At 61.7% G+C, this 13,874-nt stretch carries 11 protein-coding genes and 1 tRNA gene; 2 read left to right on the top strand and 10 right to left on the bottom strand.

Going from position 1 to position 13,874, the window contains the following annotated elements; genetic code table 11:
• Positions 1 to 5: 5 nt before the first annotated feature.
• From VOI23_RS06015 to VOI23_RS05990, 6 genes are all read right to left on the bottom strand, one after another.
• Complete coding sequence (locus VOI23_RS06015) at positions 6 to 824, bottom strand: sulfite exporter TauE/SafE family protein (protein ID WP_323783018.1); 819 nt, start codon at positions 822 to 824, stop codon at positions 6 to 8.
• Between the two features lie 13 nt (positions 825 to 837).
• Positions 838 to 2,424: a gamma-glutamyltransferase family protein gene (locus VOI23_RS06010; protein WP_323783015.1), complete on the bottom strand. Its 1,587-nt coding sequence runs from the start codon at positions 2,422 to 2,424 to the stop codon at positions 838 to 840.
• Positions 2,425 to 2,427: 3 nt separating this feature from the next.
• Positions 2,428 to 3,753, bottom strand: a complete 1,326-nt coding sequence (locus tag VOI23_RS06005) for a TRAP transporter large permease subunit (protein WP_323783012.1) — start codon at positions 3,751 to 3,753, stop codon at positions 2,428 to 2,430.
• Positions 3,753 to 4,289: a TRAP transporter small permease subunit gene (locus VOI23_RS06000; RefSeq protein ID WP_323783007.1), complete on the bottom strand. Its 537-nt coding sequence runs from the start codon at positions 4,287 to 4,289 to the stop codon at positions 3,753 to 3,755. Before VOI23_RS06000 ends, VOI23_RS06005 begins: the two co-directional genes overlap by 1 nt.
• Before the next feature lie 4 nt (positions 4,290 to 4,293).
• The gene (locus tag VOI23_RS05995; protein ID WP_323783004.1) at positions 4,294 to 5,373 is read right to left on the bottom strand and encodes a TRAP transporter substrate-binding protein DctP; all 1,080 of its coding nucleotides are present in this window, start codon (positions 5,371 to 5,373) and stop codon (positions 4,294 to 4,296) included.
• 225 nt (positions 5,374 to 5,598) lie between these two features.
• Positions 5,599 to 6,213 carry a TetR/AcrR family transcriptional regulator gene (locus VOI23_RS05990; protein ID WP_323783001.1) on the bottom strand — a complete coding sequence of 205 codons (615 nt, stop codon included), beginning with the start codon at positions 6,211 to 6,213 and terminating at the stop codon, positions 5,599 to 5,601.
• Positions 6,214 to 6,309: 96 nt separating this feature from the next.
• On the opposite strand from VOI23_RS05990, the gene VOI23_RS05985 reads away from it, so the two are divergent.
• Both VOI23_RS05985 and VOI23_RS05980 read left to right on the top strand, forming a co-directional pair.
• Positions 6,310 to 8,355 carry an NADH:flavin oxidoreductase gene (locus VOI23_RS05985; RefSeq protein ID WP_323782998.1) on the top strand — a complete coding sequence of 682 codons (2,046 nt, stop codon included), beginning with the start codon at positions 6,310 to 6,312 and terminating at the stop codon, positions 8,353 to 8,355.
• A gap of 1 nt (position 8,356) precedes the next feature.
• Positions 8,357 to 9,394: a trans-3-hydroxy-L-proline dehydratase gene (locus tag VOI23_RS05980; protein ID WP_323782995.1), complete on the top strand. Its 1,038-nt coding sequence runs from the start codon at positions 8,357 to 8,359 to the stop codon at positions 9,392 to 9,394.
• Positions 9,395 to 9,462: 68 nt separating this feature from the next.
• Here the strand turns inward: VOI23_RS05980 and VOI23_RS05975 are convergent.
• From VOI23_RS05975 to VOI23_RS05960, 4 genes are all read right to left on the bottom strand, one after another.
• Positions 9,463 to 9,536: transfer RNA gene (locus VOI23_RS05975), tRNA-Gly, on the bottom strand.
• A 60-nt stretch (positions 9,537 to 9,596) separates the two neighbouring features.
• Positions 9,597 to 11,645 carry an ASKHA domain-containing protein gene (locus VOI23_RS05970; RefSeq protein ID WP_323782992.1) on the bottom strand — a complete coding sequence of 683 codons (2,049 nt, stop codon included), beginning with the start codon at positions 11,643 to 11,645 and terminating at the stop codon, positions 9,597 to 9,599.
• 200 nt (positions 11,646 to 11,845) lie between these two features.
• Entirely contained in the window at positions 11,846 to 12,802 is a 957-nt protein-coding gene (speB, locus tag VOI23_RS05965; protein WP_323782989.1) for an agmatinase, read from the bottom strand.
• Between the two features lie 67 nt (positions 12,803 to 12,869).
• On the bottom strand, positions 12,870 to 13,757 hold the full coding sequence (locus VOI23_RS05960; protein ID WP_323782986.1) for a crotonase/enoyl-CoA hydratase family protein: 888 nt from the start codon (positions 13,755 to 13,757) through the stop codon (positions 12,870 to 12,872).
• Positions 13,758 to 13,874 lie beyond the last annotated feature (117 nt).

Raw genomic sequence — 13,874 nt, 5'->3', positions numbered from 1 at the left:
GGGTATCAGGAGAGGGCGCTGGACAGCATTCGCAAAGCTGTGATGGCAAGGAACAGGGCAAAAACGCGCTTGATCCATTTCCCGTCCAGTTTGTGCGCGAGCGCGGCACCGACCGGGGCGAAACCGACCGTGAAGGGCAGGATCAGGAGCGCCGCCGGTATGTTGACGAAGCCGAGCGAGAAGGGCGGCCGGTTCGGAATCCCGAAGCCGGAGACGACGAACCCGACCACCGCAGGGATCGCGATCAGGATGCCGAAGGCCGAGGCGGTGCCGACAGCGCGGCGGATTTCGAAGGAAAAGGCGCTGAGGATCGGGACTGACAGGGTGCCGCCGCCGATCCCCATCAGGGATGAAAACCCACCGACCACGTAGGAAATCACCACGTTGACGGCCCGGCTGCGCGGCAAGTGGGAGCTGATCACGAGCGTTTTCGGCGTGGCCATGTTGATCGAAACGAACAGGGCAATCGTTCCGAAGACGAGTTTGAGCCCCTCCGCCTGAATATATTTCGCGGCCAGCCCGCCGCTTAACGCCCCCAGAACCAGACCCGGCGCCCAGAGTTTGAGAAGCTGCGTATCGACGCCGCCCCGTTTGGCATGGGCGCGCGCCGAGGAAACAGAGGTGAAGATGATCGTCGCCAGCGAGGTGGCGACCGCCATATGCATCGTCAGTTCCGGTGGAAAATCCGTCAGCGACAGAATCCAGAACAGCACCGGGACAAGCACGATGCCGCCCCCCACACCGAGAAGCCCGGCCATGATCCCGGCAAGGATGGAGGTGGCGATAACACCGATCACGATCGGCAGAAGGTCAAGAAAAGTCATGTCAGTCATCGTTTCAGTAGCTGAGGGCCGCACCGTCGGCGCGCGGATCGCTGGCCGATTCCAGAAGCCCGTTGGGGTGGCGCAACACGGCACCGGCATGTCCTGCCAGATCGGAGAACGGCGGAATGAGTTCCACATCGTGACCCGCTGCCCTGAGCGCGGCGATGAGCGCGGGATCGAAGCGGTCTTCGAGTTTCAGCGAGGTCGCCTCGTCGCCCCATGTCCGGCCCAGCAACCAGCGCGGCGCGGTGACGGCCTGTTGCAGATCCATTCCGAACTGCACGTAGCGGCTGAAGACGGCGGATTGGGTTTGCGGCTGGCCTTCGCCGCCCATGGTGCCATAGGCAAGAACGCGGCCATCCGAGAGCACGGCCAATGCCGGGTTCAGCGTATGGAAAGGACGTTTCCCCGGGGCGAGCTGGTTCGGGCCGGGCGTTAGCGAGAACCCCGCGCCGCGGTTCTGGAAATAGACCCCGGTGTCCGGGCAGGTCAGGCCGGAGCCGAATTCCCAATAGACGCTTTGAATGAAGCTGACGACGGTGCCTTCGGCATCTGCGGCCCCCATCCAGATCGTGTCGCCCTGTTTTGGTTCATAGGGCCAGTCCAGCGCCGTTTCGCGGTCGATTTTCGCAGCCATTGCATCAAGATGCGCGTCTTCGAGCCAGTTTTGCGCGGGGGTGTCCATCGTGCGCGGATCGCCAAGTTCGGCGTTGCGTTGAATGAAGGCCTGTTTGGTTGCTTCCACGAGCCCATGAACATGATCGAAGCTTTCGCCCTTGGTGACGCCAAGCCGGTCGAACAGGCCGAGGATCATCAAAGACGAAACCCCCTGTGTCGGGGCGATCATGTTGTAGAGCCTACCGTGCGAGGTCTGCATTTCCAGCGGGGTGACGATTTCGGCCTCGCAGGCTTCGAAATCTGAGCGCCGCAGCGGGCTTCCGGCGTCTTCGGCAAAGCGCGCATGGATGTCGGCGAGCGGGCCGGAATAGAAGCTGCCCAAGCCGTTTTCGGCCAGCGCGCGCAGGGTGTCGGCCAGCGCGGTTTGACGCAAAAGGTGCCCTTCTGACGGTACCTTGCCCTGTGTCAGGAACATTTCGGCAAAGCCCGGCACGTCGCGCAACCCATCGAGTTTTTCCGCGGTGGTGCGGGATTGGTTTCCGGTCACGGCGATGCCGTTTTCGGCATAATCAATGGCGGCGCCGAGGAGTTTCGACAGCGGCAGCCTGCGGGTTTCAGGCACCAGCGACAGGGCTTTGTCCCAGCCGCCGATCGTGCCCGGCACCGTCAGGGCGGCCAGCCCGCCACGTGTCGGCAGCGCCGTGGCATGGCCGCGTTCGGCATACCATTCCGGCGTGGCCAGGGCGGCTGCCTGACCGCAGGCGGAGATGCCGACGGGGGCTTGGCCGGGGCGGTGGATCACCCAGAACCCATCGCCGCCGATACCGTTCATATGCGGATAGGTGACCGCGATAGCGGCGGCGGCGGCGACCATCGCTTCGATGGCGGTGCCGCCCGATTCCAGAATGTCGCGCCCGGCCAATGCGGCCGCGCGATGCGGGGCAGAGACCGCCCCTTTATACCCGAGTGCAGAATGAAGCATGTCTCACCATCCGATCGCTTCGGGAAGCCATGTGGCCAGTCCCGGAAATAAAAACACCATGAGCAGACCCACGAGTTGCAGGCCGATGAAGGGCAGAACCCCCTTGTAGATTTGTGAGGTCTTGACCGATGGCGGCGCAACCCCCTTGAGAAAGAACAGCGCCCAGCCGAAAGGCGGCGTCAGGAACGAGGTTTGCAGGTTCACCGCCACCAGAATGGCGATCCATGCCATATCGACACCGGCGCTCATGAAGATCGGCAGGAACAGCGGCAAAGCGATATAGGAGATTTCGATCCATTCGAGGAAGAACCCCAGCACGAACAGCAGCAGCATCAGGAAGAAAATCTGCCCGTTCAGCCCGCCCGGAACGAGCGCGAAAGCGTCCTGCACCAGTTTTTCACCCCCAAGGCCACGGAAGGCGAGCCCGAAAGGTTGCGAGAAGATGAGGATCAGAAACACCATCGCGCTGGTCACAAAGGCCGCGCGCACCGCATCCTTGAGCACCGGAAAGCTCAGTTTGCCGGACATGGCCGCAAGAAGGATACTGCCCAAGGCCCCCATCGAGGCGGCTTCGGTGGGGGCGGCTATGCCGCCGATGATCGAGCCGAGCACCGCCGCGATCAGCGCGATTGGCGGCAGCACGACCTTGACGATCTTCCTGGCGAGCATCGCACGGGTATATTGCGACCGTTCTTCGGCGTCGATGGCGGGCACCATTGCCGGTTTGAAAACCCCAAGCAGCAGCACGTAAGCGACGAACAGCCCGGCCAGAAGCAGCCCCGGGAACAGGGCGGCGGCAAAGAGTGTACCGACGGATTCGCCCATGATGTCGGCCAGCAGGATAAGCACGAGGCTGGGCGGGATGATCTGACCAAGCGTGCCTGACGCGCAGATCACGCCGGCGGCGACGCCGGTGTCATAGCCACGGCGCAGGATCGGCCCGAGCGCGATCAACCCCATCGTGACGACCGTGGCGCCGACCACGCCCGAGGCCGCGCCCATCAGCACCCCCACGAGGATGATCGCCAGCGCCATGCCGCCACGCAGCCCGCCCATGGCAAGCCCTATGACGTCTAGTAATTCTTCGGCTATTTTTGATTTCTCAAGCATGATCCCCATGAAGATGAACAGGGGAAGGGCCAGCAGCGTGTAATTGGTGATGACCCCGAAAATCCGCGCCGGAAGCAGGGAAAAGAGGAACGGCCCAAAGCCAGCATAGCCAAAAACAAGGCCGGTGATCCCGAGGCAGGCCGCCACGGGTATTCCGCCCAGAAGCATGAGGAAGAACGCCCCGATCATGCAAAGGGCAAGGATTTCGTTAATAGGCATTATGAGTTTATCTCATTCTTCGTTGGGCGTTGCGGGCGCAACACCGACAACAGGCTGTGACCGGTCATGGCGAGGCACTGAAGCGCGAGCACGGCGAAGGCCACGGGCATCGTGCCTTTGAGCAGGTAGCGATAGCCAAGGCCGCCGGGATCGGGGGAGCCTTCGCCGATTGCGAAGCTGCTTTGAACATAGGCGAGGCTGAGCCAGGCGATGATCAGGGCCACGCTGGTCATCAGCAGATTGGCCAGCAGATCGACTATGGCCTGCAATCGCGGTGACATGTTCGCATAGAAAATGTCGACGCGGACTTCGCCGCCCTGATTGAGACCATAGGACATGCCAAACAGCGCCCCGACGGCCATCAGGTGCCATTCCGCTTCTTGCAGGGCGACGGTGCCAAATGAAAACAGGTAGCGCGACAGCACGTTGAACGCGACGAGAAGGACGAGGGCAAGCCCCACCCACGCCGCGATCTGGCCGATGATACGAACGGTGCTTGACGCACCGTTCGACAGTTTTTCGATCAGGATCAGCATCCGATCAGCCCGGCAGATTGTGATAGGGCTTTTCCGAGATCGCCGCCCATTCATTGTGTTCGGCTTTGAACGCCATGAATGCGTCATGCACTTTCTGAGTGGCGGGGTCTTTTGCCGCGAATTCCGCGAGCACCTTATCGTTCACGGTTTTCAGCTCGGCCACGACATCATCGGGCAATACCTGAGCGATCACGCCTTCGTTTTCGATCAGATCGCGCAGGGCGGCGGCGTTGTTGGCTTCGCACCAGGTGTGGCTTTCGAGGTTGCAGGCCATGGCCGCGGTCTGAACGATGGCCTGAAGATCGGCAGGCAGGCTGGACCATGCGGCTTCGTTCATCAGCAGTTCGGTGACGTTGGACGGCTCGTGCCAACCCGTCGTGTAGTAATATTTCGCGGCATTCTGGAGACCCAGACGACGGTCCTGATAGGGGCCGACGAATTCGGCCGCGTCGATCACGCCGCGTTCCAGCGCCGGGAAGATTTCGCCGCCGGGCAGCAGTTTAACATCGACGCCCAACGCGGCGTAGACCTTGCCCGCAAGACCCGGAATACGCATTTTAAGGTCTTTGAAATCGGCAACGCTTTCGATCGGTTTGCGGAACCAGCCGGTCATTTGCACGCCGGTATTGCCCATCGGCAGGGCCTTGAGCCCGAGCGGAGCATACAGTTCGTCCCAAAGCGCCATCCCGCCCCCGTGATAGAGCCACGCGTTCATGCCCTGGAAGTTCAGGCCGAAAGGCACGGTGGTGAAATATTGCGCGGCGGGAATTTTTCCGGCCCAGAAATAGGCGTTCCCTGCGTTCATTTCGACCGCACCGGAGCGCACGGCGTCGAAGCCTTCGAGCGCGGGGATCAATTCACCGGCGGCGAAATGCTGAATCTTGAGGCGGCCATCGGACATCGCCTCGACCTTTTTGCAGAAATCGGTCGGGCTGCCGGGGCCTTCTACGTAAAAGGGCGAACCGGGACCGTAGGCGTTGGTCATTTTCCAGTTGAAGGTGGTTTGTGCATGGGCAATCGACGGCGCGGCGAGCGGGGCGGCACCGAAAGTTGCTGAGGCTGCGAGGAACTTGCGTCTGTCCATTGGTAGTCCTTTCATCATGGAGTGTCAGTTGATGACACAAACGCAGATCGCGGCCTGAATGCCCCATGATTATCGTGCTTCACGGGGGTGTAGGGTCTCTATATTGTATACAAAATGAATTGAAAATGATGTCTTTGAATACAAAATAAGCACAAAAGGAAAACCGATCCCGGCTGTGCCGATGATTCCGGGGCTTCGATTCATGCGTGTGAGATCGCGGCGGGTTCAGCGGTGACGACTGAGAAACGCTTCGGTTTCAGCCCGAGTTGGCGCTTCGCCTGCAAATATCTCTGCATAATGGCAACCGGCAATTGCCCGTTGCAAGCGCGGCTCGGACACGCGCATCGAATAATAGCCGGTCTGGGTCAAGATCACTGTCAGCGCACGGTAATGGGCGGTATCGCCTGTTTTTCCGAACCTTTCGAACAATCCCTTCACCGCCGCCAGCCGATCCCGGTCGGACTGATCGACCAGAAGCTGCAATCTGATATCACTGCGGGCCCAATTGCGGATCGCAAGATCAAGCGGGGCATCGAAAAGGTCGTCATCAATCCAGCAATCGATCAGGTTGAGAAGTCCGGCGCACAGGCTTTGGGCCGGGGCGGCGCAACGTTCAAGCACAATGCCGGTATTCCGCGTCAGCCAGATGTCGACGATTGCGTCATGCAATTCTGACAGGTCTTTGAAATGCCAATAAAACCCTGTGCGCGTCAGGTTGAGCCTTTTGGCCAGCGGCATGATTTTGACCGCCTCGATGCCTTCGGCGACGAACAGATCATAGGCCGCGTCCAGCCAGACTTGCCGGCTGGCGCGGCGGCGAGGGAGCGGAGCATCTGTCATGCCACGTTTCTAAAGAACTTGACAGGTGTGTCAATTGGGGAAAGCATCCAGTTGACACCTGTGTCAGGAAAGATTCGACTCGAAAAGGATCCCCGCATGTCCACCGACCCGCTGCTTCAACCGTTCCAACTCAAACACCTGACATTGCGCAATCGGATCATGACAACCAGTCATGAGCCGGCCTATCCGCAAGACGGGATGCCCAAAGAGCGTTACGCGGCCTATCACGCCGAACGCGCCAAGGCCGGTGTTGCCCTTGCGATGACAGCGGGGTCTGCGGCTGTCAGCCGCGACAGCCCGCCGGTGTTCAACAACATCCTTGCCTATAAGGACGAGGTTGTTCCGTGGATCCAGAACCTGACCGATGCGGTGCATGAACATGGCTGCGCTGTGATGATTCAGCTGACCCATCTGGGGCGGCGCACCACCTGGAACAAGGGGGACTGGTTGCCATCGGTGTCGTCCTCCAAGCACCGCGAACCCGCGCATCACGCCTTTCCCAAGCTGATCGAAGACTGGGATATAGACCGGATCATCAACGACTTTGCCGACGCAGCCGAGCGGATGCAATCGGGCGGCATGGACGGGATCGAGTTGCAGGTTTACGGCCACTTGCTGGATCAGTTCTGGTCGCCCCTGACCAACGACCTGGTGGGGCCATACGGGGCAGATACGCTCGACAACCGGATGCGGTTTCCGATGGATGTGGTCGAGGCGATCCGCAAGCGTGTCGGGCCAAAGTTCATTGTCGGGCTGCGCTACACCGCCGACGAGGCGCAAAAGGGCGGGATCACGCCTGAAGAAGGGCTGGAAATTTCCAAACGTCTGGCCGCGACGGGGCAGATTGATTTCCTGAACGTCATCAAGGGGCGCATCCATACCGATCCCGCGATGACCGATGTGATCCCGATACAGGGAATGAAATCTGCGCCACATCTCGATTTTGCAGGTGAAGTGCGCAAGGCAACGGGCGTGCCGACATTCCACGCCGCGCGCATTCCCGATGTGGCCACGGCGCGCCATGCGGTTCAGGCGGGATTGCTCGATATGGTCGGGATGACCCGCGCGCATATGGCGGACCCGCATATCGTGCGCAAGATCATCGAAGGGCGTGAAGACGACATCCGCCCCTGTGTCGGGGCGACCTACTGTCTTGACCGTATCTATCAGGCGGGGGATGCCCTGTGCATTCACAACGCCGCGACCGGGCGCGAACTGACCATGCCGCATGATATCCCGTTGGCTGCGACGAGAAAGAAGATCGTGATCGTCGGCGCTGGCCCGGCGGGGCTTGAGGCTGCGCGTGTTGCGGCCGAGCGCGGCCATGACGTGACGGTGTTTGAGGCCGCCGCAGACCCCGGTGGTCAGGTGCGGTTGACCGCCCAATCCCCGCGCCGCCGAGAGATGATCGGGATCATCGACTGGCGCATGGCGCAATGCGCGGCGCGTGATGTGAGCTTCCATTTCAACACATGGGCCGAGGCGGGGGATGTGACCGCGCTGAATCCCGACGTGGTGATCGTTGCAACCGGCGGGATTCCCAACACCGAATTGTTTGAGCAGAACGGCGAACAGGCGCATGTCGTGACATCCTGGGACATCATTTCGGGCGATGTGAAGCCTGCGGGCAAGGTGCTGATCTACGATGAAAGCGGTGACCATCCTGCCTTGCAGGCTGCCGAGATTGCGGCAAATGCGGGGGCCTCGGTCGAAATCATGACGCCGGACCGTACTTTTTCGCCGGATGTGATGGCGATGAACCTGGTGCCCTATATGCGCGCGCTTCAGGACAAGGACGTCACCTTTACCGTCACCCGCCGCTTGTTGGGGGTCGCGCGCAACGGCAATAATCTGACCGCCAAGATCGGCACGGATTACAGCGATCATAGCCATGACGTCGAGGTGGAACAGGTCGTTGTGAACTACGGCACCCTGCCGCTGGACGATTTATATTTCGACCTCAAGCCGCACTCATCCAATCTGGGCGAGGTGGATTATAACGCGCTGATTTCCGGCACGCCGCAAACCGTCAACCGCAATGAAAACGCCACGTTCCAGCTGTTTCGCATTGGCGATGCGGTGTCGGCCCGCAATACCCATGCGGCGATCTATGACGCCTTGCGTCTGGTCAAGGACATCTGAGTTGCGCAGCCGCAAAACCATTCACGTCGTATCCTGCCATGCCGAAGGCGAGGTCGGCGATGTTATCGTGGGCGGCGTGGCCCCACCACCGGGCAAGACCTTGTGGGACCAACGCAGCTGGATTGCCAAGGATCAGACCCTGCGCAATTTCATGCTCAACGAACCGCGCGGCGGCGTGTTTCGCCACGTGAACCTGCTGGTCCCGCCGGTCCATCCCGCGGCCCAGATGGGTTGGATCATCATGGAGCCCGAAGACACGCCGCCAATGTCCGGGTCGAACGCGATCTGCGTCTCGACCGTGCTGCTGGATCACGGGATCATCGAGATGACGGAACCCGTGACCGAGATGGTGCTGGAGGCCCCCGGTGGTCTGGTGCGCGTGCGCGCCGAATGCCGCAATGGCAAGGCCGAGCGGATCACCGTGCGCAACCTGCCCTCGTTCGCGGGGGAGATGGGCGTGCCGCTGGATGTGCCGGGTCTGGGTCAGATCACCGTCGACACGGCCTTTGGCGGGGACAGCTTTGTCGTCGTCGATGCGGCCGCCCTCGGGTTCGACCTAGTGGCTTCCGAGGCCAGGGAGCTGGCAAATCTGGGCGTGACGATCACCAATGCGGCCAATACGCAGCTGACGTTTCATCACCCTGACACCCCCGATTGGCGGCATATCTCGTTCTGTTTGTTCGCAGGGCCGGTCACCCGCGAGGGCAGCCATTTGACCACATCCGCCGCCGTCGCGATCCAGCCCGGCAAGATTGACCGCTCACCAACGGGCACGGCGGCGTCTGCGCGGATGGCGCTTTTGCATGCACGCGGAGAGATGCGGGTGGGGGAAACCATCACAGCCCGCTCGATCATCAACTCGGAATTCCATGGACGGATCGTGGAAACCGCAACCGTGGGCGACATCCCGGCGATCATTCCCGAAATCACTGGCCGTGCATGGATCACCGGCACACACCAGCATATGCTGGACCCGGATGACCCTTGGCCAGAGGGCTACCGCCTGAGCGATACCTGGCCGGACTTGAAGCGCCGCTGAGACTGCCAAGCACAAAATTTTGCGGGTCAGCTGGTCGCTTGCTGCCCTAATCCTGGTGTGTTGGAGATTGGAGCGGGTGAAGGGAATCGAACCCTCGTCGTCAGCTTGGGAAGCTGCTGCTCTACCATTGAGCTACACCCGCTTGTGCCGGATCAGGTAGCCAATGGGCCGGGCGTCGTCAAGATGGCAAAGGCGAAAATGATCAGCCGCGCCGCCTGCGCCGTCGATTTCCCGCGCCGTCGCCGCCGGTGTTGAAGCTGACATCGGGCAGGGTGACGACCTGTGCCAGTTCGGGGAACGGGTCGGTGGCGTGCGGGATCGCGCTGGCGGCGACGAAATGGTCCTGAAAGCGCGGCTCGATCGCGGTTTCGACCTTAGTGATCTGATGCACGACCTGTTCGATTTCGGCCCGCGCCGCGTTGTTGCACAAAGCGATGCGCGCGCCGGTGCCAGCGGCATTGCCCGCGCTTTGGACCTTGTCCAGGGCGACGTCGGGGATCATGCCGAGCACCATCGCGTGTTTGGGGCTGATATGGGCGCCGAAGGCCCCGGCCAGCACCACGCGGTCGACCTTGTCGACACCCATTTCATCCATCAACAGCCGCGCCCCGGCATAGAGCGCCGATTTGGCCAGCTGGATGGCGCGGATATCACCTTGGGTGACGGTGATCAGCGGGCCGCCATCTGCGCTGCCGTCCCAGATCGTATAGGCATGGGTGCGGCCTTCGGCGATGCAGCGGGGCGTGCCGGTCTGGTCGGTCGACCCGATCAGGCCGGAGGCGTCGAGAAGGCCCGCCATGCGCATTTCCGCCACCGCCTCGATAATGCCCGATCCGCAGATGCCGGTGATACCGGTGGCGGCGGCAGCCTCGGCAAAGCCGGGGTCGTCCGACCACATGTCGAGCCCGATGATGCGGAACCGCGGCTCCTTGGTCACCGGGTCGATTTCGATGCGTTCGATGGCCCCCGGCGCGGCGCGCTGGCCGGAACTGATCTGCGCCCCTTCGAAGGCCGGGCCGGTGGGCGAGGAACAGGCCAGAACGCGGGTTTCGTTACCCAAGAGGATTTCCGCATTGGTGCCGACATCGACGACCAGAACGAGGTCTTTCGATTTATGCGGTTCTTCGGACAGCGCCACGGCGGCGGCATCGGCCCCGACATGCCCGGCGATACAGGGCAGGATATAGACCTGTGCGCTGTCGTTGAGTGTGGTCAGGTCCAAAGCGGCGGCGGGCAGGGCGATGGAATCGGAAGTGGCCAGCGCGAAGGGCGCCTGACCCAGTTCCACCGGGTCGAGGCCCAGAGCCAAGTGATGCATGACCGGGTTGCAGACAAGCACCGCCTCATAGATCAGCGCCGGATCAATGCCGCTTTCGGTGGTCAACCCCTGCACCAGACCGTTCAGGGCCATGCGCACGGCGGCGGTCATGTCGGCCGCACCGCCGGGGTTCATCATCGCGTAAGACACCCGGCTCATCAGGTCTTCGCCAAAGCGGATCTGCGGGTTCATCACCCCCGAGGAGGCCAGAACCTGACCGTCGGTCAGGTCGCACAGATGCGCCGCGATGGTGGTGGAGCCGAGATCAATGGCGAGACCATAAAGTCCCGCGTCATGGAAACCGGGCCAGATGTCGAGCAATTGCGCCGGACCGCCGCGATGATCCTGAAACAGTGTCACGGTGACTTGCCAGCCGCCCTTGCGCAGGGCTGGTTGCAATTTGCTCAGCACCGCCAGGCCGGCGCGCAGGTCGTCAATCTGCCATTGGTCACGAAGTGCCCGTTTCAGCCGTTCGAGATCGCCGGTGGGATCGTGCATGTCGGGTTCGGCCGCTTCGACGAGATAGGTTCGGGTGGCTGGGTCCATCACGATGGCGCGGGCGGTGGCGGCTTTGCGCACCACCTGTTTATGGACCTGGCTTTCGGGGGGGACATCAATGACCACGTCGCCCTGAATGGTGGCCTGACAGCCCAGTCGGCGGCCCTCGGTTAGTCCGCGCTTGTCCTTGTAGCGCTGTTCGACCGCGTTCCAGTCCGACAGCGCGCCGGATTCGACGGTGACGCCATGTTTGGGAAAATCGCCAAAGGCCGGGGTGATCTGACATTTGGAACAGATGCCACGGCCGCCGCAGACGGAATCGAGATCGACGCCGAGCCGACGCGCGGCGGTCAGGACCGGGGTGCCTTTGGCAAAGCGGCCACGTTTGCCCGAAGGGGTGAAAACGACGAGGGGATCGGTGGAATTGCTGTTCATATCGGGGTCATGACCTGTTCGCGTAGGCCCAGCATAGGGCGCGTTGTGCACAGCGAGAGTCGCAGAGCGGCAATTCGTTGTTCGGGGGCGTCATTTTTCCCATCGGGTTTCTGGTTCGGGAAGGACAGGCCGCCCGAAACAGCGCCGTTTTGCGCCGCCGGGCAGCGCTCATCTACTGCCGGGTGCTGCCTTGTGTTGCGTTAGCGGAACCCGCGGGCATGGAAGATGAACCCCAGCGTGTTGAGCAGCAATTGCGCGGCGAGGATCGCGGTCGATCCGGTGGGGTCGTAATCCGGCGCCACCTCGACCAGGTCGAGGCCGATAACGTCGTGATCACGGGCCACTTGCTGCAGGATTTCCAGCACCTCGTAATAGAGGAACCCGCCATGGCTGGGCGTGCCGGTGCCCGGCGCGATCGAGGGGCAGAAGCCGTCGATATCGACGGTGATGTAGACCCGCGCACCTTTGGGAATCCGGGCCGCCACGCCGTCGGCGCCCAGTTTGCGGGCCTGACGTACCGACAGGATGTCCGATCTCATCGCGCGGGCGTCATCGTAGCCTTCTTTCGCGGTCGAGGACACGTTGCGGATGCCGACCTGGGTCAGCCCGGTGACATAGGGTTTTTCCGCCGCGCGGCGCATCGGGTTGCCGTGGCCGAAGCGGACCCCGTGGCGTTCGTCGACGAAATCGAGATGGGCGTCGATTTGCAGAATGTGGAAATCGCCCTGATCGTCGAAAGCGTTTACGCAGGGAATGTTGATCGAATGATCGCCGCCGATCACCACCGGCAGCGCACCGGCCTTTAGCGCCGCGCGGACGGCGGTTTCGATATTGGCATGGCTGCCGGTGGTGTCGGTATGGACGATATCGGCGTCGCCCATATCGGTGATCCGCACCGAGCCGGGCAGGTAGGTGGCATCGTCTTCGTGATCGTAAGCCCCGGCATGGCCGAAGCTGAACAGGGTCGAGGCTTCGCGCACCGCACGCGGTCCGAACCGCGCGCCCGACCGCCATTGCGTGCCTGCATCGAACGGCGCGCCGATCACCGCCACGTCGGTATCGAGCGCATCCCAATCGGGTTGATAGGGCCGTTTGCCAAAGGTGGCGATGCCGACAAAGGGCAGGTCGAGCCGCCCGCTTTCATAACCATGTGCCATGCTGGTTTCCCGTTTTTCGGGGCAGCTTGGTCTTATTGCGCGGGGGAGGCAAGCCCTTTGGCGGGCCTCATTTCGGCGCGTTGATGGGACGGTTCCGGGTCCAGTCATAGGTGCCGCTGTCGCGTTCATGCACCGCCTGTTTCCAGCCGACATCTTCGGCGCGGGTCTTGAAATTGATACCTTCGGGGGAATGCCGGGTGATGCCGTCGAAGACGGTGGCAAGGCGCTGGGTGTTCATCATGCCGGTCTGTTCAACCGCCTGATTGATCACCATCTTCTGCATTGCCAGTTGGTTGACCGGGACCGAGGCCATGCGGTGCGCCATTTCCTCGACCGCGTCGTCCAGTTGGTCGGCGGGCACAGATTTGAGGATCAGGCCCATCGCTTCGGCCTCTTTGCCGCTGATCTTGTCGCCGGTGAACATCATTCGCTTGGCTTTCTCAAGGCCCAGCCGGTAGACCCACATCGCGGTGGTCGGGCAGCCCCAGACGCGGGCGGGCATGTAGCCGATCTGCGCATCGTCGGCCATGAAAACGAGATCCGAGCAAAGCGCGATGTCGGACCCGCCCGCCACCGCGAAGCCGTGCACCTTGCAAATCACTGGTTTCATCGCGTGGAACAGCGACATGAAGGCTTGGGTGTTCTTCCACATGAACTGGTAATCCTTGATCGGGTCCCAGGGCATCGGTTGTGTTACATCGCCGCTGCCATTGCCTTCGGCGTAGTAGGTCAGGTCATAGCCGGCGCAGAACGCCTTGCCAGCACCGGACAGGATCATCAGGTGCACTTCGGGGTCTTCGTCGGCGCGGGCCACGCATTGCGCCAACAACCGGGGCAATTCATCGTCGATGGCATTCATTACTTCGGGCCGGTTCAGGGTGATCCGGGCGATCCGTCCGGTTTTTTCGTACAGAATCTTTGGCATTTGTTCCTCCCTTTGGGTTTTGGGAAGCATCGGGCATGGGCAAGTTGAAGCCAAACTGAAAACGCTGTCAGGCCTTATGCGCCGTTTTGCCCTTTTCCCCTGGTCGCTTTCATGCAATAGGGAAGCGCCAAACGATCTGTCCATGGA

The organism is Thalassovita sp. (assembly GCF_034670005.1).
Taxonomy (GTDB): domain Bacteria; phylum Pseudomonadota; class Alphaproteobacteria; order Rhodobacterales; family Rhodobacteraceae; genus Thalassobius.
Note: the sequence above shows the minus strand (reverse complement) of the source record. Positions and strands in the feature narration are given on the sequence as shown.